The following is an 18,433-nucleotide window of genomic DNA, read 5'->3' as shown; positions in this document are numbered from 1 at the left end:
TTTTGGCACGCTGTTGAGTTCTCAAGGAACGGTCGCTTCCTTTGTACTCACCCTCTCGGGCTTTCCTCCGGGCGCTTCCCTTCGGTCTTGCGTTTTCGACTCTATCAGACCTTTTCGATCCGATTTCCTCGGTGCTTTCCAGGTTCCCGCTTCCGCGTTTCCCTTTCCGGCGATTCCGACTTTATCAGAAGTTCTCGGCCGGTCTGACCGGCCACTCATTTCCGAGTTATCGGGAGGATGCTCCTTCGGGAGGTCTCGAGGGACTTCCCGGAAGCGAAGTAGAGCCTAGCGGCCGCCTCCGAACTTGTCCAGTTCTAGGCAACTGTTTAAATCTACCTCCCCACGCCTTCCGTGTCAACGGCTCTTGCGGGGCGAAGAGGAGACTAGCAGCTCACAGGGGCTGGATGCACATCACGCGGCGGTGGGTACGGAGGCGCTGCGCTCCCCCGCTTCGAGGTCGCCCGTTTCGCCGCCGCGCGCCGCGCGGCCGCCCAGGACGTACACGTACGTCAGGAATGCCAGCTCGGCCGTCACCCCCAGGCCGATGCGGGCCCACGTGGGCAGGCCGGAGGGGGTGACGAAGCCTTCGATGGCGCCGGAGACGAAGAGGACCAGGGCGAGACCGATGGCCATGGCGATCGCCGATCGTCCCTCTTCCGCGAGAGCGGTGCGCCTGGTGCGCGGTCCGGGGTCGACCAGCGTCCAGCCCAGGCGCAGGCCCGTCCCGGCGGCGACGAAGACCGCGGTCAGTTCGAGGAGGCCGTGCGGCAGGATCAGGCCCAGGAAGGTGTCGAGGCGGCCGGCCGAGGACATGAGGCCGAAACCGACGCCCAGGTTGAGCATGTTCTCGAAGAGGATGAAGAGGACCGGCAGTCCCAGGAAGACGCCCAGGACCAGGCACATCGCGGCTGCTTGGGCGTTGTTCGTCCACACCTGGGCGGCGAAGGAGGTCGCCGGGTGGCTGGAGTAGTAGGTCTCGTACTCGCCGCCTGGGCGGGTCAGCTCACGCAGCTGGCTGGGGGCCGCGATGGACGACTGCACATCCGGGTGGGTGCCGATCCACCAGCCCAGGAGGATCGCGACGGCTGTGGAGGCGAGTGCGGTGGGTACCCACCAGTGGCGTGCGCGGTAGACGGCGGCGGGGAAGCCCTGGCCCAGGAAGCGAGTGACGTCACGCCATGAAGCGCGGCGGGTTCCGGTGACGGCGCTACGCGCGCGTGCCACGAGTTGGCTCAGCCTTCCGGTCAGCTGTGGGTCCGGAGCGCTGGACTGGACGAGGGAGAGGTGGGTGGCGGTGCGCTGATAGAGGGCGACGAGTTCGTCGGCTTCGGCTCCATTGAGACGGCGCCGACGGCGAAGCAGAGCGTCGAGGCGATCCCATTCGGCACGGTGTATCGAGACGAAGACGTCCAGGTCCATCGGGTCTGCCTGCTCCTCGGCTGGTCGCCGGCTGCTTGTCGTGAATGCTCGTGGATGCTGTCAGCTTGTCGTACTGCGGCGCGATGCGCCCACAGCTTGGCAGACTTGCGGTCCACGGGGTGGGCCAGGGAAGGACGGCGGGCGTGAGTGAGCTGGTGACCGGCGAGGCGGTGGCCCTCGAGCTACAACCGGCGAAGCTGCCGAGCAGGGCGTTGGCGGTGTTGCTCGACCTGGCGGCTGCCATGGTCGGGTACATCCTGGTGACCGTGGTGCTGGTGGCGACGACGTCTTCTTTGGACGAGGCCGCGCAGATGGCGTTGTCGATCGCGGCGTTTCTGCTGGTGCTAGTCGGCGGGCCCATCGCGGTGGAGACGCTCAGTCATGGGCGTTCGCTGGGGAAGCTGGCGTTGGGGCTGCGGGTGGTGCGGGACGACGGTGGGCCGATCCGGTTCCGGCACGCGCTGGTGCGGGGTGCGATCGGTGTCGTCGAGATCCTGATGACGTTCGGGGTGGTGGCCTGCATCGCCTCGCTGATTTCGGCACGCGGGCGGCGGCTCGGAGACGTGTTCGCGGGCACCCTGGTCGTACGCGAGCGGATACCCGTCGGACGGACCGGTTTCGTGCCGCCTCCGCCTCCATGGCTCGCGGGCCGGTTCACCGGGCTGGATCTGTCGGCGGTTCCGGACGGACTGTGGCTTGCCGTCCGGCAGTACCTGACCCGTATGCAGCAGCTCGATCCGCAGGTCTCCGAGGGTATGGCGCAGCGGCTCGCCGACGACCTCGCGGTGTCGACGGGGACGCCGGCGCCGCAGGGGGTTCCTCCAGCCGCTTTCCTGGCGGCCGTGGTGCACGAACGGCAGTCCCGGGAGGCCCGCCAGGCGTTCGGTGCCGGTGCTTTCGCCCCGGTTCAGGACTGGACGCAACAACCCCGGACGGCGTCCCAGGCCCAGGTCCCCGTCGTCCCGTCCGCGCCCCCGGCTCACACCCCGCTCGCACCGTCGGCGGCGCCGGTGCCGCCGGCGGACGAGCCGGCTGCCGGCCGTCCGGCCACCGGATTCGCGCCACCGGCCTAGTAGGCCGCGGTGCTCAGTGCGGGCGCTCGGTCCGTGCGCGCGGCGTTCAGTCGAACCGCGATGGCGGTGACCGGAGGTCTTCCAGCTCGATCCCCGGCGCGGCCAGCACGACGTCGCCGGCGATGTGGACGGAGTGCTGTTCGCCGGTGTCCAGGGCTGTGACCTGGTATTCGTCCACGGTCAACGGGCCGTTGTCAGTGGCGTGTGCTTCGCTGTTCAGCAGAGCCCAGGACTGGTCCACGGTGCGGGGGGCGAGGACCGGATCCGTGAAGGCCACCAGGCGTACGCGGGTCGCGGTCGCAGAGGGGGTGAGGCGCAGGAGACGGGCGGTGGCGACGAGGAAGGCGGGGGACGTGCCGGTGAAGGCGTGGGCGCGCACATTGCCTTCGGTGGCATGGGTTCCGGTGGGGTCGGTGCGGACCCAGGTCACGCCGTCGAGGGCGGCGCCGCGCACCTGCCAGCCTCCCGCGTGAAGTTCGAGGCGTATGGGGCGGCCGAGGTCGTCCAGGGCGAGGTCGACCGAGCCGCGGTGGTCGCCCGCGGGGGTCGTCAGCTGAGAGACGTAGCGCCAGCCGGACGGGCCGGGGGCGCACTGGAAGTGCTCTTCTGCGAGGGGGGTGTGATCGTGCGGATCGTGGAGCGAATAGCGGCCGCGGGGCATGAGGGTCCTGGATCTTGACGGGCTGGTCGGGCCGCAGCGGCCAAAGGGGCAGGCCCCCGGCACGGGGGTGCGGGGGCCTGCCTCGGAGGCACTGCCGCTGAGGAGCGCGTCGGCCGCGCCGACGCGCTCGCCACGGGCTGAGCCGGGCTGCTCAGTAGCGGTAGTGGTCCGGCTTGTACGGGCCGTCGATCTCGACGCCGATGTACGTGGCCTGCTCCGGGCGCAGCTGGGTGAGCTTGACGCCGAGCGCGTCCAGGTGGAGGCGGGCGACCCTCTCGTCGAGGTGCTTGGGCAGCACGTAGACGCCGATCGGGTACTCGTCCGGCTTGGTGTACAGCTCGATCTGGGCCAGGGTCTGGTCCGCGAAGGAGTTGGACATCACGAACGACGGGTGGCCGGTGGCGTTGCCCAGGTTCAGCAGGCGGCCCTCGGACAGCACGATGATCTTCTTGCCGTCCGGGAAGGTCCAGGTGTGGACCTGCGGCTTGACCTCGTCCTTGACGATGCCGGGGATCTTGGCGAGGCCGGCCATGTCGATCTCGTTGTCGAAGTGACCGATGTTGCCGACGATCGCCTGGTGCTTCATCTTCGCCATGTCCGACGCAAGGATGATGTCCTTGTTGCCGGTGGTGGTGATGAAGATGTCGGCGGTCTCGACGACCTCGTCCAGGGTGGTGACCTGGTAGCCGTCCATCGCCGCCTGCAGGGCGCAGATCGGGTCGATCTCGGTGATGATCACGCGGGCGCCCTGGCCGCGCAGGGACTCGGCACAGCCCTTGCCCACGTCGCCGTAGCCGCACACGACGGCGGTCTTGCCGCCGATCAGGACGTCGGTGGCGCGGTTGATGCCGTCGACCAGAGAGTGGCGGCAGCCGTACTTGTTGTCGAACTTCGACTTGGTGACGGCGTCGTTGACGTTGATCGCCGGGAAGAGGAGGGAGCCCTCGCGCTGCATCTCGTACAGGCGGTGGACACCGGTGGTGGTCTCCTCGGTGACGCCACGGATCTCGGAGGCCAGCTGGGTCCACTTCTGGGGGTTCTCGCCCAGGGTGCGGTGGAGCAGCTGGAGGATGACGCTGTGCTCGTCGGACTCGGCGGTCTCCAGGGCGGGGACCTCGCCGGCCTTCTCGTACTCGACGCCCTTGTGGACGAGGAGCGTGGCGTCACCGCCGTCGTCGAGGATCATGTTCGGGCCGCCGGTGGGGCTGTCCGGCCAGGTCAGCGCCTGCTCGGTGCACCACCAGTACTCCTCCAGGGTCTCGCCCTTCCAGGCGAAGACCGGGATGCCCTGCGGGTTGTCGGGGGTGCCGTTCGGGCCGACGGCGATGGCGGCGGCCGCGTGGTCCTGGGTGGAGAAGATGTTGCAGGAGGCCCAGCGGACCTGCGCGCCCAGGGCGACCAGGGTCTCGATGAGGACGGCGGTCTGCACCGTCATGTGCAGGGATCCGGTGACGCGGGCGCCGGCCAGCGGCTGTGCCTCGGCGTACTCCTTGCGGATCGCCATCAGGCCGGGCATCTCGTGCTCGGCGAGGGTGATCTCCTTGCGGCCGAACTCGGCCAGCGAGAGATCGGCGACCTTGAAGTCCTGTCGGTTGTCGACAGTCGTCATTGCGAGCTGCTCCTCGGGATTGGGGCGAGGTGGGTACGGCTGGTCTGCGCGGCGGCGGACACAGGGATGCCCGAGAAGAGGACACTGGCATGCCCGCGTACGCGCAGCGCAGTCCGTCGGAGGCCCTCTCTCCCTCGGCCGGTCCATCGTGGGACCGCCCGACCGCCATCAGCAGCGACGTCTGGCTCCGTCCCAAGCTACACCGGCGGACCCGGTCGTCCCCAGTCCGCCTTCGCATGCTTCGAGCCGTACGAGAGGTGGATTCGAGGAGCGGCGGGAGGGCAGGAGGGGGCACCGGTGGTTGTGCGGAAGCAGTGGAACAGGAGCGGGTCCGGAGCCGGCAGGCCCGTGTGAACTGGGGTTTTGCCTCTTCGGGTCGGCCGCGGGCCCGTACGGCTCCGCACGTGGGGTTCGCGCGGAGCGTTCGCAGAGAGCCGCTATTCTCCGCGCCGCGGATGGGCCGCGTGGGAGGACGGGACATGCCGGGCAAAGGGCGCGGCAGGGGTCTGGGGATCGCGGCGCTCATGGTGGGGCTGCTGGGGTTGGTGCTGGGCCTCGGCGCCTACGGCTACGGGCGCAGCGCGTACGGCATCGGCACCCTGCCGAGCCACAGCATGACGCCCACGTACGAGCCGGGTGACCGGATCGTGTGGGAGCGGGTGGACGGGAGCGAGGTGCGGCGTGGTGACGTCGTGATGTTCTCGGCGCCGGACCGCTACCGGACCGCGGGCGTTTTCATGCAGCGGGTGATCGGGGTGGGCGGCGACCGCGTGGCCTGCTGCACCCTCGTGGGGAGCGACGAGCGGGTCACCGTGAACGGAAAACCGATTGATGAGCCCTACGTCAGCGGGGGCGATGCCGACGGTGTGCACCGGCCGTACGACGTGAAGGTGCCGCAGGGCCGGCTGTTCCTGCTGGGCGACCACCGGGCCGACTCGATGGACTCACGCTTCTTCGCCTCGGACCACGGCGGGACCGTGCCCGTGGCCGCCGTGCGCGGGCGGGTGACGGACGATCGTACGGTCCTGGCCCTGCTGGGTACGGCCCTGCTCGCCGGCGTGGTGATGGTCCTCATCGGCGTGGGGCTGGGGATCGGCGCCCTGGCGGTACGGCGGCGGAAGGCGCCGGTGCCGCCGGCGCCTTGGCCCATGGAGCCGACTCAGGTGTGAGGGCTCGCACCGTACGAAGTCCGCGGTTCGGGCTTCACTGGCCGGCCGCGTGCGGGTTCGGGCCGCCCGGGGTCGCCTCCGGGTCCGGGCCCTTGGCGGCCTCGGTCTCGCTGTAGATGTCCGGCTCCAGGTAGATGACCCTGGCGATGGGGACGGCGGCGCGGATACGGGCCTCGGCGGCGTTGATGGCCTTCGCGACCTCGGCGGCCGTGTCGTCGTGCTCGACGGCGATCTTGGCGGCGACCAGCAGTTCCTCGGGGCCGAGGTGCAGCGTGCGCATGTGGATGACGCCGGTGACCGTGTCGCCGTCGACGATCGCGGACTCGATCCTCTTGACCTCCTCGATGCCGGCGGCCTCGCCGAGCAGCAGCGACTTGGTCTCGGCGGCCAGGACGAGGGCGATGAGGACGAGCAGGACACCGATGCAGACGGTGCCGATGCCGTCCCAGACGCCGTCGCCGGTGAGCAGGGCCAGGCTGACTCCGCCGAGGGCGAGGACCAGACCGATGAGCGCGCCGAAGTCCTCCAGGAGGACGACCGGCAGCTCAGGCGCCTTGGCGCGGCGGATGAACTGCGACCAGGACAGCTTGCCGCGCAGTTCGTTCGACTCCTTGATGGCCGTGCGGAAGGAGAAGCCCTCCGCGATGACCGCGAAGAGGAGGACGCCGATCGGCCAGTACCAGTGCTCCAGTTCGTGCGGGTGGCGGATCTTCTCGTAGCCCTCGTAGATGGCGAACATGCCGCCGACGGAGAACAGGACGATCGAGACGAGGAAGGCGTAGATGTACCGCTCGCGGCCGTAGCCGAAGGGGTGCTGCGCAGTCGCCTCGCGCTGGGCCTTCTTGCCCCCGACGAGCAGCAGGAACTGGTTGCCGGAGTCGGCGAGCGAGTGGACGCCCTCGGCGAGCATCGAGGAGGAGCCGCTGAACGCGAACGCCACGAACTTCGATGCCGCGATCGCGAGGTTGGCGCCGAGTGCCGCCACGATCGCCCTGGTACCGCCTGACGCGCTCATGTTTCCGCGTTGTCCCTTCGCCTCTGGCGACAGTCGCCCTCGTACGTCCACGCCTTCCAGACGTGTGCCCGGCTTTGCCCGGCCTTTGCCGGTGGGTCATTCTTGCAGCCCGGCCGGGCACCGGCTCGTCAGGTATCCACAACCCCGGTCATACGATCACAGTGGCGCGGAAGAGGGTGCCCGTGCCCGAGATCTCCGCCTTCTCACCTGCCGGAACGAACACCGACTGACCAGGGCCCAGCTCGTGTTCGCCCGCCCGGACGGAACCCGCCGTGCAGAGCAGGATCTGCGGGGCGTCCCGGGTGACGTCGTGGGCGCTGCCGCCCTCGGGCAGGACGTACCGGGAGAGCCGGAACTCGTCGATCGGCGTCTCGTAGACCTCCTCGCCGTCCGGGGATGCCTCGGGGCGCAGCACGCCGGGGTCGCTCGCCTCGAAGCGGACGACCCGCAGGAGTTCGGGGACGTCGACGTGCTTGGGCGTCAGACCGCAGCGCAGGACGTTGTCGGAGGTGGCCATGATCTCGACGCCGAGACCGCTGAGGTAGGCGTGCGGGATCCCGGCGCCGAGGAACAGGGCCTCGCCGGGCTGCAGACGGACGTGGTTGAGCAGCATGGCCGCGATGACGCCGGGGTCGCCCGGGTAGTGGTGGGCGATGTCGGCATAGGGCGCGTAGTCGCCGCCGAGGCGCGTGCAGGCGGCGGTCGCCTCGGCCACCGTGTGGGTCACCTCATCCGGGTCGGCGGTGAGGATCGCGGTGAGGACCTCGCGCAGGGCCGCGTCCTCGGGGTGGGCGTGCAGGAGATCGACGTACGGCTTGAGGGAGCCGACGCCGAGGCCGTCGAGCAGGTCGGCGGCCCGGGCCGGGTCACGGAAGCCGCACAGGCCGTCGAACTCGGTGAGGGCGCAGATCAGTTCGGGCTTGTGGTTGGCGTCCTTGTAGTTGCGGTGCGGGGCGTCGATCGGGATGCCGCGGCGCTCCTCGTCGGCGTAACCCTCCTTGGCCTGCTCCAGGTTGGGATGCACCTGGAGAGAGAGGGGCGCGCCGGCGGCGAGGAGCTTGAGCAGGAAGGGCAGGTGGGGGCCGAACCTGGCCACCGCGCGGGCGCCGAGTTCCTGCTCCGGGTCGGCCTCGATGACCTCGACGAGCGTTCCGCGCCTGGCGCGCGAAGGGGCGCCCGGGTGGGCGCCCATCCACATCTCCGCCTGGGGTTCGCCCGTCGGCTCGACGCCGAGGAGGTGCGGGATGGCGGTGGGAGAACCCCAGGCGTAGGGGCGGATGGTGTTGTCGAGGCGGTCCATGAGTCCTCTGTGTCTCCGTGCGTACGCTGCTCAGCCGCCGCCGGGCCTGTCCCGGGGCGCTGTGACTGTTCCTGTACCGGTCGCTGTGCCGGTCCCGTACCGGTCGCTGTGCCGGTCGCGGGCGCGGGTTGTCCGGCCCGGGGCCAAGGTCAGGCCCTGGAAGCGAGCGCCAGGTAAACGGCGGCGAAATCAGTGACGGCGATCAGTTCCGCGAGGGTCTCCAGCTCGCCGCCCTCCTCGGGTTCGAGTTCGCTGATCGGCGTGTCATGGCTGAGGGCCACGTCGCGGGCGGTGGGGGCGGCGGTGAGGCCGCCGATCGGGCGGTCGCGGAGCAGCACTACGCGCGCGTGCAGCGCGGGAGGCTCCTCCACGCGGTCGCGGAAGAAGTCGTCCGGGTCGGCGCTGGCGGCGAGCGGGCCGGCCAGCAGGGCGCTGTGCGCGGCGAGCGCCTCCGGGAGTTCGGCGACGAGCGCGGGGCGGCCGGCGAGTTCGGCGAGGGCGGCGGCGAACCGGCGGCCCGCCGGGCCGGCCGAGATGCCCTCCGTCCAGACCACGGGAAGCGCGTCGGCCAGTTCCGCGGCGAGGGTCTTGGCCGGGTTGCTGTAGGTCGCGATGGCGGGGCCGCAGCGCTCCGCGATGTGGTCCAGGCGGCCGGCGACCTTCTCCAGGACGTCCGGCGGGGCGCTGAGCAGGCCGACGCGGTCCAGGAGCGTCAGGAGCGGGGTCAGCAGGGCCCAGAAGACGCCCGGGGAGGACGCGGCGAGCGGTTCCTCCTGGTCGTACGGCGCCGTCGCCATCGGCAGGAACATGCCGTGCGCGCCGGCGACGGCCTCGGCGAGCGGGGTGCCGGGCGGTGCCACGGCGACGACCGAGCAGCCACGGCGGTAGGCCTGGTCGGCGAGGAGGGACAGGCTGGGTTCGCTGCCGTCCGGGGTGGCGATCAGGAGCAGGTCGACGGAGCCGGCCCAGCCCGGGAGTTCCCAGCGCAGGGCGCCCGCGGCCGGGGCGACGCCGATCGGGGGCAGACGGACCACGGGGCTGCCGGCGCCGGCCAGTGTGCCGAGGAGGTCGGCGGTGTGGGTGGCGGCGGCGCCGGGGCCCGCGATCAGTACGGCGCGGGGGCGGCCGTCGGGCTTGAGGTCGCCGATACCGGCCTCGGTGGCGTGCCGGGCGGCGGTGCGAACGCGGGCGCCGGCCTCCGCCGCGCCGCGCAGCAGGCCTCGGCGGTCGGCCTCGGCGAGGCCCTCCGGGGTGTCGAGCAGCGATTCGTCCAGCATGAGCGGCAGCCTCTTCCGATCGCCGGGGTCCTGGGCGGGGGTGGGGCGCGAGGGGGTGCCTCGTCGCCTACGGGCGGAGTGTCACCGTTGCGAGTGGGTGAAGTGTCACCGTCGCGAGTGGCGGCCCCGCGTCTGCGAAGGGCGGGGCCGTGTCCCGTAGGAGTGGCAGCGCCTCGTCGTCAGGAGGTGAACGGCCTCGTCACTCCGGGCGGCGGGCCTCGTCCACGAGCAGGACCGGGATGCCGTCGCGGACGGGGTAGGCGAGGCCGCAGTCCTGGCCCGTGCAGATCAGCTCGGTGTCCTGCTCCTTCAGGGGGGCGTGACAGGCCGGGCAGGCGAGGATCTCCAGGAGGCCGGCTTCGAGCGGCATGGGGTGTCCCTTCGGAGGCGGGTACGGCTATGTGGATCTGCTGGTCAGCGTACCGCCGGTGGGGCCGGGCCGGTGGGTTCGGCCGGTTTCCCCTGCCCTCCGGGGGGCACGCCCCTGGCCCCTGGGTTCGCTGCCAACCCGCCATCCGGGCCCGTGAGCTGGAAAGCGAGGTGCGCGCCCGACTCGGTGAGCTGGAAAGCGAGGTGCGCGCCCGACTCGGTGAGCTGGAAAGCGAGGCAGGCCTCCGGCCGCTGGGCTGGAGCGCGGGCAGGCGCCCGGCCCGGTTGGCCCGGAAGCGCGGCGGACGGTTCGCTCGGTGGGCCGGGGCGGGCGACGGCAGGCGGCTCGACCGGTGGGGCGGGTCAGGCTCGGATGATCGCGAGGGCCTCGTCCCGGATCTTGGTCATCGTGGCCTCGTCCTTCGCCTCCGCGTTCAGCCGGAGGAGGGGCTCCGTGTTGGAGGGACGGACGTTGAACCACCAGTCGGCCGCGGCGACCGTGAGGCCGTCGAGGTCGTCGAGGGTGACATCGGTGCGCCCCTCGTACGCGGTGCGGATCGCGGTGAGGCGGGCGGCCTGGTCGGCGACCGTGGAGTTGATCTCGCCGGAGCCCGTGTAGCGGTCGTACTGGGCGACGAGGGAGGAGAGCGGGCCCTCCTGGCCGCCGAGGGAGGAGAGGACGTGGAGAGCGGCCAGCATGCCCGTGTCCGCGTTCCAGAAGTCCTTGAAGTAGTAGTGGGCGGAGTGCTCGCCGCCGAAGATCGCGCCGGTGCGGGCCATCTCGGCCTTGATGAAGGAGTGGCCGACGCGGGTGCGGACCGGGGTTCCGCCGTTCTCCCGCACCACCTCCGGAACCGTGCGGGACGTGATCAGGTTGTGGATGATCGCGCCCTTGCCGCCGTTGCGGGCCAGTTCGCGCGCGGCGACCAGGGCGGTGATCGCGGACGGGGAGACCGGGTCGCCGTGCTCGTCCACGACGAAGCAGCGGTCGGCGTCGCCGTCGAAGGCGATACCGAGGTCGGCGCCCTCCGCCGGGACCCGCTTCTGCAGGTCCACGAGGTTGGCCGGGTCGAGCGGGTTGGCCTCGTGGTTCGGGAAGGTGCCGTCCAGTTCGAAGTACATCGGGACGAGGGTCAGGGGCAGGCCGGCGAAGACCGTGGGGACCGTGTGGCCGCCCATGCCGTTGCCGGCGTCGACCACGACCTTCAGCGGGCGGATGGAGGCCAGGTCGACCAGGGAGCGCAGGTGCGCCGCGTAGTCCTCCAACGTCTCGCGGGCGGTGAGGGTTCCCGGCTCGGCGACCGGCTCGGGGGCGCCCGACTCCAGCCACTTCTCGGTCAGTTCGCGGATCTGCGCGAGGCCGGTGTCCTGGCCGACCGGCGCGGCGCCCGCGCGGCACAGCTTGATGCCGTTGTACTGGGCCGGGTTGTGGGAGGCCGTGAACATCGCGCCGGGCAGGTTCAGCGCGCCCGAGGCGTAGTACAGCTGGTCCGTGGAGCACAGGCCGATCTCGGTGACGTCCACGCCGCGGTTCGCCGCGCCGCGCGCGAAGGCCCGGGACAGGCCTGGGGACGAGGGCCGCATGTCATGACCGACGACGATCGCCGCCGCACCCGTCACCTCCGCGAAGGCGGCACCGAAGAGCCCGGCCAGCGCCTCGTCCCACTGGTCCGGCACCACTCCGCGTACGTCGTACGCCTTCACGATCTGCGACAGATCAGCAGCCACGGCCAACCCTCCTGAAAGTCCTATGGGTGCCCACAAACTACCCGCCGGAGGTGAGGGCAGGTGAGCGGACACCTGGTGGACGCACAAGGGTCTCCGAGCCGTGACCGAGGACAGGGCCGGGGTGAGGGGGGTGGCGTGCGGTGGCTCAGTTGTCCGGCGAGCGCAGGACCCGCAGGTGGCCGCGGCGGGCGACCTCCATGGGGTCCACCGTGCGGGTTCCGCCGCCGCCCGCCCCGGCCGCCCGCTCCTGGGGGCGGGCCGCCTCGCGCACGGCGTTGGCAAGCGCTTCCAGATCGTCTCCGCTGGGCCGCGCGGGAGCGGAACCGTCGAGGAGGCGGACGACCTCCCAGCCGCGCGGGGCGGTGAGGCGCTCGGAGTGCTCGGCGCACAGGTCGTAGCAGTGGGGTTCGGCGTAGGTGGCGAGCGGGCCGAGGACCGCGGTCGAGTCGGCGTAGACGTACGTCAGCGTCGCGACGGCGGGTCGGCCGCAGGCGGTGCGCGAACAGCGACGTACAGGGCTCACGACGTTGGACGGTACCGCACTCTTGAGCGGGCCGCGACGACTCTCCCCCAGGTCACTCCACTGTGTCGGACTGTGAAACACCCCACACGCCCCTTCCAACAGGCCGCACTGACCTGCCCGTTCGGGTTCGCGGCGAATCCGGGGCGGTACTGCGTCCGGTCATGAGTCGGCACAAACACTGTCAATTGCCTTGAGTTCGACGGTCTTGGAGGGTTACGGAAACGAGCCAGACCTTGGCCGGAATGGTCAACGTGTGACAGGGGATGTGCCGGTGACCGGTTGCCGCGTGGGGTCGGGCGGGCTGAGCGTGCGGGGACTACGCTTCACCAGTGATGGACAACCGTGTACCGCCCAGTGCCGCCGGCCCCGGGCCCCGTCGCCGTGATCGCCACGGGCGGGGCATGCGGGGGCCGATCGCACCGCCGCAGGTGCCGCTGGCGGCGAGCCGTGCCGAGGTGTTCGCGGATCTGGTGCAGGACTCCGTGGACCGCCTCGAGCGGCGGTGGCCGCAGCTCGCGGAAATCGATTTCGTCGTGCTGGAGGTGCCTCGGCCGGAGGGCCGGGGTGATCAGGCGGGGTGGGGGGACGACGCCGTGCCGCTCGGCGGAACCGTCCCCGCGCGTGACGGGCGGCGGGCGCGGGTGGTCGTGTACCGGCGGCCGGTGGAGATCCGGACCAAGGGGCGGGACGAGCGGGCCGCGCTGGTGCATGAGGTGGTTGTGGAGCAGGTGGCGGAGTTGCTGGGGCTCACGCCGGAGACGGTGGATCCCCGGTACGGGGAGGAGTAGGGCGCCGTGGTGCCGTGGCAGCGGCACGGCTGACCGCGCTGACGGCTCTGGTCGCCCCCACGACCGCGAGCGCAGCCGCGGAGGGCACGGTGCCACTCCCCGCAGCGACTGCGCACCCAGCGTCACCGCCGCGGCTGCCAGGGTGTGATCGCCGTTTCCCGGCGCGGTTACTTCTGCAACACCGACAGGTCCTCATCCGTGTTCGGCACCGCCACCGTTCCCCGGTCGTTCGGGAGGGTCTGGATGGTGAAGCCGGGGATGCCGGCCTCGGTGGCCGAGAGGGTGCGGGAGGCGTAGACCGGGCCGCCGGAGACGGATTCCACGGTCAGGGCGTAGGTGCCCGTCAGGCCGGACGGGCGCGGGGCGTCGATGTTCTGGGTGGTGCCGGACTTGATCGTGTACGACTTCGTCACCGCGGTGCCGCCCTCGCTGCCCGCCGAGGCCGTGACCTTGACCGTGGCGGTGGCGGTGGGCGCCGTGATCGCGAGGGTCGTGCCCTTGGCGCTGTTGTCGGCCGCGGTCGCGCGGGTACCGACGGGGGCCGTGGCCGGGATGTAGGCCGTCTCCTGCTTGTCGCCCTTGCCGCGGACGACACGCAGGGCCGCGACGACCGGGACGGCCTGGTCGGCGGAGGTGAGTATCAGGGAGCCCGCCTCGCCGCGGGTGACGTCGCCGAGGTCGGTCGCGGTGGTCATGCCGGACTTGACGTGCAGGGTCTCGTTCCCGGCCGGGGTGATGGGGCCGTCGGGCGAGGCCAGGCGGACCTTCAGGTCGGCGTCGTCGCCGCCGGGTGTGAAGGCGATCAGGCGGACGTCGGTGGCGTCCTTGGGGATGCCGGGCAGGACCAGGCTGCCGGCCGGGTCGGTGGCCGCGGCCAGCCAGTCGCCGCCGGTCTTGTCGTCCAGGGCCTGCACGGTCGCGCCGACCCGTCCGCTGCGCACGCTGACGTGCACGGTCAGGTCGCCCTGGTGCTCGTCGGTGAGCGTGGAGATCAGGATCGGCTCGCTCGTGTGCGGCTTGATCGTGAGGTTCTCCCCCAGTGGGGATTTGATCGCGCCGTCCTTGCCGTACAGCTCGATGTCGACGACGGCTGCGGAGTCGTCCGGGTTGGTCAGGTGCACGTAGTCGGTGCGGCCGGTGGCCGTACTGGCACCCGGGAACCAGAACTCGGTGTCGGCGGCCGTGCAGGTGACGCCCTGAAGGCCGCGGCCGGTGCCGGCGGCGACCTCGGTGGTCTCCTGGACGGTCCAGCCGGGCGCGAACTTCCCGTCAGCGGTGCCGATCAGGGCGGGCGCGTCCGCACCGGAGGTGTCGCCGGTGACCGGCGTGCCCGGCGCCTTCGGTGTGAGCACCGGCTGGTCCGCCTGCTTCTTGGCGTCCTTGCCCTTCTGGCTCTTCCGGGCGCCGCCCGTGCCGTCCGCCGACTGCTCGCCCGCCGCCTGGAGTTGGGCCTTGCCGCTGTTGGCGGCGCCCTTGGTGACGGGCGTGAACGAGGTGTACGACGTGTCGGCGATGTCCGAGATGCTCGGGGCCGGGCACAGCAGGCTGGTGCGTTCCACGGGCAGTTGGGCGGCCGCCTGGGGGGCGGACGCGCCGGACGCGGGCGGGGTGTCGAACGCGGCGAACGCGGTGACGGCGGCCAGCGCGGTGGTGCAGGCGATCAGGGACAGGGTGGTGCGGTTCACTGCTGGCTCCCGTCGGGGCGCTCGCTGCCGGTGCCGTGGGGGTGCTGGGCCGGGTCGTAACCCTGCTGGGCGGGGTCGTACGCCGGGTCGTAGCCCTGCTGATAGGCCGCCGGATCGTAGGGCGTCCCGTCGGCCGTGCCGCCGTAGGCGTAAGGGTCGTAGGGGGCCGCCTGGTACGGGTCGGGCGGGTATGTCTGCTGGTCGTGGCCGGGGGTCTGGTACTGCTCGCCGCCCTGGTACTGGTCGGCTCCGTAGCCGGTGTACCCGGTGTTCGCGTAGGTGCCCGGGTCCCACTCGTCGTAGGACTGCTGGTGGGGTACGGCGGCCGGGGCCTGCGCCGAGGGCGGCGGGGTGCCGGGCTGCTCCTCGGCGGCCGGTTCCTCGGCCTGGGCGCGCAGGCGGCGGGCGCGGCGGCCCTCGCCGGCGGTGGCCTGGGCGGGCAGCGGCTGCTCCTCGGGGAGGTCGTCGTCGACGTCTCGGCGGCGGCCGGGCAGGGCGAGGACGACCAGGACGACGGCGAGCGCGCCCTGCGCCCACAGCCAGGCGGTGTGGCCCATCGGGTCGTCGTGGACGACGTCCAGCCGGCCGCCGCCGGCGGGCAGCTGGAAGCCCTGGGCCCAGCCGTCGACGGTGGTACGGGTGAGCGTCCTGCCGTCGAGGGTGGCCGTCCAGCCGTCGGAGGCGCTGTCGGCCAGGCGCAGGACACGGCGCCCGGAGCCGGAGGGGATCGTCGTGTGGACCTCCACCGGTCCCGCGGTGATCGGCTGGGCCTTGCCCGAGCCGTCGGCAGCCACGATGGCGGCGCGGGAGACCTCCTGGTCGACGCGCCACAGGGCGCTGCCGTCCTGCTGGCTGAGCCGGCCCAGGCCGGGTGTGGCGTCGAGGACGCGGGTGATCTCGCGGGGTGCGCCCTTGTGGACGAGGACGTAGCGCACGGCGAACCCGCCGAGTTCATCGGCCTGGTCGGCGCCGGAGCCGGCGACGAGGTTGGCGACGACCTTGGCCAGGCGTGCGTTCTCGCCGTCGGCGGCGGCCAGTTCGGCGTCTCCCAGGCGGGCGCCCGCGTCGCGGACCAGCGTGTAGCGCACGCGCGCGGTGGAGTCGCTGTCGAGGACGAGGGTGCGCGCCTGGTCGCCACCGGTGGAGTCCTCGGCGACGAACGCGGGCACCTGGGCCGGGTCGCGGCGCTCCAGGGGGCTGTCGGCGCCGCCGATCATCCAGCCGGCGGCGACGAGCAGCGGGCCGGCGGCGGAGGCGAAGGCGATCAGGGCGGCGACGGGCTGGCGCCAGCCGAAGCTCTGCTCGGCCACGCGGGCGCGTGCGCCGTCGGCGCCGAGGGCGGCGGCGGCCAGCAGGGCGATGCCGTAGACGAGGGTGGCCGGGCCGGCCCAGGTCGACTGGTTGGACAGGACGGCGAAGACGAGGCCCAGCAGCGCTACGGCCCAGGCGGTGCGGATGCCCAGCTGCCGCTCGGAGCGCAGGAGCGCGCCGAGGGCGGCCAGCACGACGCCGATGAGCATCAGGCCGTGCACGGTGCCGGGGCCGCCGGGGCTGGCGCCGAGCAGATCCAGCGCGGAGGCGGTCGAGGGGCCGTACTCCAGGCCCGCTTCCTGGAAGAAGCCGGTCGGGAGCAGGGTCAGCGACCAGGGGGCGAGGACGAGCAGCGGGGTGCCGAGCTGGGCCAGGAAGCGCAGACCGTGGGCGGGGAGGTCACCGCGGCGCAGGACGAGCACGCCGAGGCCGAGGACGAGCGCGAGGGGCCAGACGATCGGCGTGAAGGCGGTGGTGAGGGTCAGCAACAGCGCGTACGCCCAGGTGGCGCGCCAGCTGCCGCGCGCGCCGGAGCGGTTCGCGAGGCCGCTCGCGGCGATGCCCGCGCGCGCGATGAGCGGGAGCAGCACGGCGAGGACGGCGGTGCCGATACGGCCGCCGGCCAGGGCGCCGGTGGTGGCGGGCAGGAAGGCGTAGGCGATGGCCGCCCACGCGCGCAGCAGCCGGGAGGTGACCAGCGGCCGGGAGGCGAAGTAGGCGGTGCATCCGGCGAGCGGTACCGAGCCGACCAGCAGGACGGTGACGGCGAGTCCGGTGGAGCCGAACAGGAGGGAGGCCAGGCCGGCGACGATCACGAGATAGGGCGGTGCGGAGGGGGTGCCGCCGGCGCCGACCGGGTGCCAGGCATCGAGGTAGCGGGACCACAGGTCGCCGGCGTCGGCCGGGGCGGGCAGCAGGGCGCCGCCCGCGAGTGCGCCGCCGCCGAGCAGGGCGCGGCAGGCGACGAGGGAGACCAGGAGCAGGACGAGGAAGAGCACCGGGCCGGGTTTGCGGGCGATCCGCTTGAGCCGGGCGAACTGCTCGACCTCCAGGAACTCGGCGTCGTCGCCGCCGGGCCCGGATTCCACGGCGCCGCCGTGCCGGCCGGCCGAGGAGGTGTCGGTGTCGGAGCCGCTGGTGAAGTTGCCCGCGAACTGCTCGACGGTGGCCCGGACGGTGGCGCCGGGCGGCGGGAAGAGGCGGCGCAGTTCGCCCTTGTCGGCCTGCGCGGGGCCGCGGTGGCGCCGGGCGGCGATGATCCGCTCGGGCCGCAGCAGGATGCTCAGCAGGCCGCGGATCTCGTCGACGGCCTGGCCGGGGACCTTGCCGACGAGGTAGGCGACGGTCCGCAGGAGGGTGCCGAGGACGAGCCGCAGCAGCACCCAGGGCAGGGTGGCGGTACGGGTGTTGGCGAGCAGGGTGTAGACGGCGCCGGCCTTGTCGACCTTGTGGGGGGAGGCGGTGGTGCGGCCCGCGCAGTCGACGGTGCGGCGCTCGCGGGAGGCGGCCTCGGCGTGCCGGACGACCGCCTCGGGGGCCACCAGGACGCGGTGGCCGGCCGTGTGGGCGCGCCAGCACAGGTCGACGTCGTCACGCATCAGGGGCAGCCGGCGGTCGAAGCCGCCGAGCCGCTCGAAGACGTCGCGGCGGATGAGCATGCCGGCGGTGGAGACGGACAGCACGGTGCGGACGTGGTCGTGCTGGCCCTGGTCCTGTTCGCGGCGGTCCAGGCCGGTCCAGCGGCGGCCGGAGTTGGCGATGGAGACGCCGACCTCCAGCAGCTGCCGGCGGTCGTACCAGCCGCGCAGCTTGGGGCCGACGACCGCCACGTCGTCGCGGCCGAGTTCGAGTTCGTTGTCGACGACCCGGAGCAGCTGGGCGAGGGCGTCGGGTTCGGGGGCGCAGTCGTCGTGCAGCAGCCACAGCCACTGGATGGGCTCGCCGTGCGGCAGTTCGGGCAGGTCGTAGGCGTCGTCGCGCCACGAGCGCGTGACCGGGTCCCAGCCGCTCGGGCGCTTGAGGTACGGCAGCTCCTCGGGGGTGAGGACCGGGGCGATGCGGCTCGCCTCCTCCACGGCCTGGCCGAAGCCGGTGCGGCGGGCGAGGTGCAGCACATTGCCGTCGCCGAGGGCGTCGGTGAGCAGCTGGGCGGAGTCGTCCGCGCTGCCGGTGTCGGCGGCGACCGCGTGCTGGACGGGGCGCTCCTGGCCGAGCAGGCCGGCGAGCGCGTGGGGCAGCCAGCGGGCACCGTCGTGGGAGACGAGGACCGCGGTCACCACATGACGCGGGAACTCGGGCGGGCGGGACGGGTCAAACACGGCGGTGGCAGCGTCGTGTTGTGCTGCTGCATGGCTGTGCACGGACATCGAGGTACGGGCCCCGGTTCGATGGACTGCGGTGGACGCCTCTGTCTCCTCGTGCGTCAAGGGGACAGCGGGGCGCCTCGGACGAGCGACCACACTATCGGCTGGCCATGACGACGGCCCGCCGCCTGTGGATAACCCAC

Annotated in this window: 14 protein-coding genes; 3 read left to right on the top strand and 11 right to left on the bottom strand. The window is 72.2% G+C overall.

Annotated features, from left to right (window positions below):
* Positions 1-411 precede the first annotated feature (411 nt).
* The gene (locus AC07C1_RS12970; protein ID WP_478938727.1) at positions 412-1,419 is read right to left on the bottom strand and encodes a stage II sporulation protein M; all 1,008 of its coding nucleotides are present in this window, start codon (positions 1,417-1,419) and stop codon (positions 412-414) included.
* Positions 1,420-1,562: 143 nt separating this feature from the next.
* On the opposite strand from AC07C1_RS12970, the gene AC07C1_RS12965 reads away from it, so the two are divergent.
* Entirely contained in the window at positions 1,563-2,492 is a 930-nt protein-coding gene (locus tag AC07C1_RS12965) for an RDD family protein (RefSeq protein ID WP_478938726.1), read from the top strand.
* 46 nt (positions 2,493-2,538) lie between these two features.
* Here the strand turns inward: AC07C1_RS12965 and AC07C1_RS12960 are convergent, their stop codons facing one another.
* Positions 2,539-3,153 (bottom strand): hypothetical protein, encoded by a 615-nt coding sequence (locus AC07C1_RS12960; RefSeq protein WP_478938725.1) that lies wholly within the window; start codon positions 3,151-3,153, stop codon positions 2,539-2,541.
* 151 nt (positions 3,154-3,304) lie between these two features.
* Positions 3,305-4,762, bottom strand: a complete 1,458-nt coding sequence (gene ahcY, locus AC07C1_RS12955) for an adenosylhomocysteinase (RefSeq protein WP_478938724.1) — start codon at positions 4,760-4,762, stop codon at positions 3,305-3,307.
* A gap of 479 nt (positions 4,763-5,241) precedes the next feature.
* Between ahcY and lepB the strand changes: the two genes are divergently transcribed.
* Positions 5,242-5,931, top strand: coding sequence for a signal peptidase I (gene lepB, locus AC07C1_RS12950; RefSeq protein WP_478938723.1), 690 nt, complete (start codon positions 5,242-5,244; stop codon positions 5,929-5,931).
* 34 nt (positions 5,932-5,965) lie between these two features.
* Here the strand turns inward: lepB and AC07C1_RS12945 are convergent, their stop codons facing one another.
* From AC07C1_RS12945 to AC07C1_RS12920, 6 genes are all read right to left on the bottom strand, one after another.
* Complete coding sequence (locus AC07C1_RS12945; protein WP_478938722.1) at positions 5,966-6,946, bottom strand: cation diffusion facilitator family transporter; 981 nt, start codon at positions 6,944-6,946, stop codon at positions 5,966-5,968.
* A gap of 148 nt (positions 6,947-7,094) precedes the next feature.
* Complete coding sequence (gene manA / locus AC07C1_RS12940; RefSeq protein ID WP_478938721.1) at positions 7,095-8,246, bottom strand: mannose-6-phosphate isomerase, class I; 1,152 nt, start codon at positions 8,244-8,246, stop codon at positions 7,095-7,097.
* Between the two features lie 149 nt (positions 8,247-8,395).
* Positions 8,396-9,523 (bottom strand): SIS domain-containing protein, encoded by a 1,128-nt coding sequence (locus AC07C1_RS12935; RefSeq protein ID WP_478938720.1) that lies wholly within the window; start codon positions 9,521-9,523, stop codon positions 8,396-8,398.
* Positions 9,524-9,722: 199 nt separating this feature from the next.
* Complete coding sequence (locus tag AC07C1_RS12930) at positions 9,723-9,893, bottom strand: Trm112 family protein (RefSeq protein ID WP_014673093.1); 171 nt, start codon at positions 9,891-9,893, stop codon at positions 9,723-9,725.
* A gap of 362 nt (positions 9,894-10,255) precedes the next feature.
* A complete protein-coding gene (locus tag AC07C1_RS12925) occupies positions 10,256-11,620 on the bottom strand; it encodes a phosphomannomutase/phosphoglucomutase (RefSeq protein ID WP_478938719.1) in 1,365 nt (454 codons plus the stop codon).
* 145 nt (positions 11,621-11,765) lie between these two features.
* The gene (locus AC07C1_RS12920; protein ID WP_478938718.1) at positions 11,766-12,143 is read right to left on the bottom strand and encodes a DUF3499 domain-containing protein; all 378 of its coding nucleotides are present in this window, start codon (positions 12,141-12,143) and stop codon (positions 11,766-11,768) included.
* Between the two features lie 332 nt (positions 12,144-12,475).
* Between AC07C1_RS12920 and AC07C1_RS12915 the strand changes: the two genes are divergently transcribed.
* Complete coding sequence (locus AC07C1_RS12915) at positions 12,476-12,931, top strand: metallopeptidase family protein (protein ID WP_478938737.1); 456 nt, start codon at positions 12,476-12,478, stop codon at positions 12,929-12,931.
* 167 nt (positions 12,932-13,098) lie between these two features.
* Here AC07C1_RS12915 and AC07C1_RS12910 read toward each other — a convergent pair whose 3' ends face one another.
* Positions 13,099-14,616 carry a DUF5719 family protein gene (locus tag AC07C1_RS12910; RefSeq protein ID WP_478938717.1) on the bottom strand — a complete coding sequence of 506 codons (1,518 nt, stop codon included), beginning with the start codon at positions 14,614-14,616 and terminating at the stop codon, positions 13,099-13,101.
* On the bottom strand, positions 14,613-18,293 hold the full coding sequence (locus tag AC07C1_RS12905; protein WP_478938716.1) for a glycosyltransferase: 3,681 nt from the start codon (positions 18,291-18,293) through the stop codon (positions 14,613-14,615). Before AC07C1_RS12905 ends, AC07C1_RS12910 begins: the two co-directional genes overlap by 4 nt.
* Positions 18,294-18,433: the final 140 nt, after the last annotated feature.

This window comes from Streptomyces sp. NPDC045022, assembly GCF_056432605.1.
This window is presented reverse-complemented; position numbering and strand designations above follow the sequence as displayed.